1 rRNA gene is annotated in these 1,033 nt (G+C 49.5%); it reads left to right on the top strand.

Features of this window, described 5'->3' with window-relative positions:
- Positions 1 to 1,033, top strand: a 23S ribosomal RNA gene (locus FTU83_RS17300); the annotation flags it as partial.

Raw genomic sequence — 1,033 nt, forward strand, 5'->3', positions numbered from 1 at the left:
AACCCACCCGCTATAAGGCGGGTATCATAAACTGAATACATAGGTTTATGAGGCGAACGAGGGGAAGTGAAACATCTCAGTACCCTTAGGAAAAGAAATCAATTGAGATTCCCTCAGTAGCGGCGAGCGAACGGGGAAAAGCCCATTAAGTTATCTAAGCTTTAGTGGAACGCTCTGGGAAGTGCGACCATAGTAGGTGATAGTCCTGTACGCGAAAGGGCTTAGATAATGATGTCGAGTAGGGCGAGGCACGTGAAACCTTGTCTGAATATGGGGGGACCATCCTCCAAGGCTAAATACTCCTGACTGACCGATAGTGAACCAGTACCGTGAGGGAAAGGCGAAAAGAACCCCTGTGAGGGGAGTGAAATAGATCCTGAAACCGCATGCATACAAGCAGTGGGAGCCAACTTGTTTGGTGACTGCGTACCTTTTGTATAATGGGTCAGCGACTTACATTCAGTAGCAAGGTTAACCGATTAGGGGAGCCGTAGAGAAATCGAGTCTTAATAGGGCGTTTAGTTGCTGGGTGTAGACCCGAAACCGGGTGATCTATCCATGAGCAGGTTGAAGGTTGGGTAACACTAACTGGAGGACCGAACCCACTGTCGTTGAAAAGCCAGGGGATGACTTGTGGATAGGGGTGAAAGGCTAATCAAACTCGGTGATAGCTGGTTCTCCCCGAAAGCTATTTAGGTAGCGCCTCGGACGAATACCATTGGGGGTAGAGCACTGTTTCGGCTAGGGGGTCATCCCGACTTACCAAACCGATGCAAACTCCGAATACCAATGAGTACTATCCGGGAGACAGACTGCGGGTGCTAACGTCCGTAGTCAAGAGGAAAACAATCCAGACCGCCAGCTAAGGCCCCAAAATTATAGTTAAGTGGGAAACGATGTGGGAAGGCATAGACAGCTAGGAGGTTGGCTTAGAAGCAGCCACCCTTTAAAGAAAGCGTAATAGCTCACTAGTCGAGTCGGCCTGCGCGGAAGATGTAACGGGGCTAAAACTATATGCCGAAGCTGCGGATTT

The sequence above is a fragment of the Acinetobacter sp. YH12152 genome (genome assembly GCF_013418285.1).
GTDB classification, from domain to species: domain Bacteria; phylum Pseudomonadota; class Gammaproteobacteria; order Pseudomonadales; family Moraxellaceae; genus Acinetobacter; species Acinetobacter amyesii.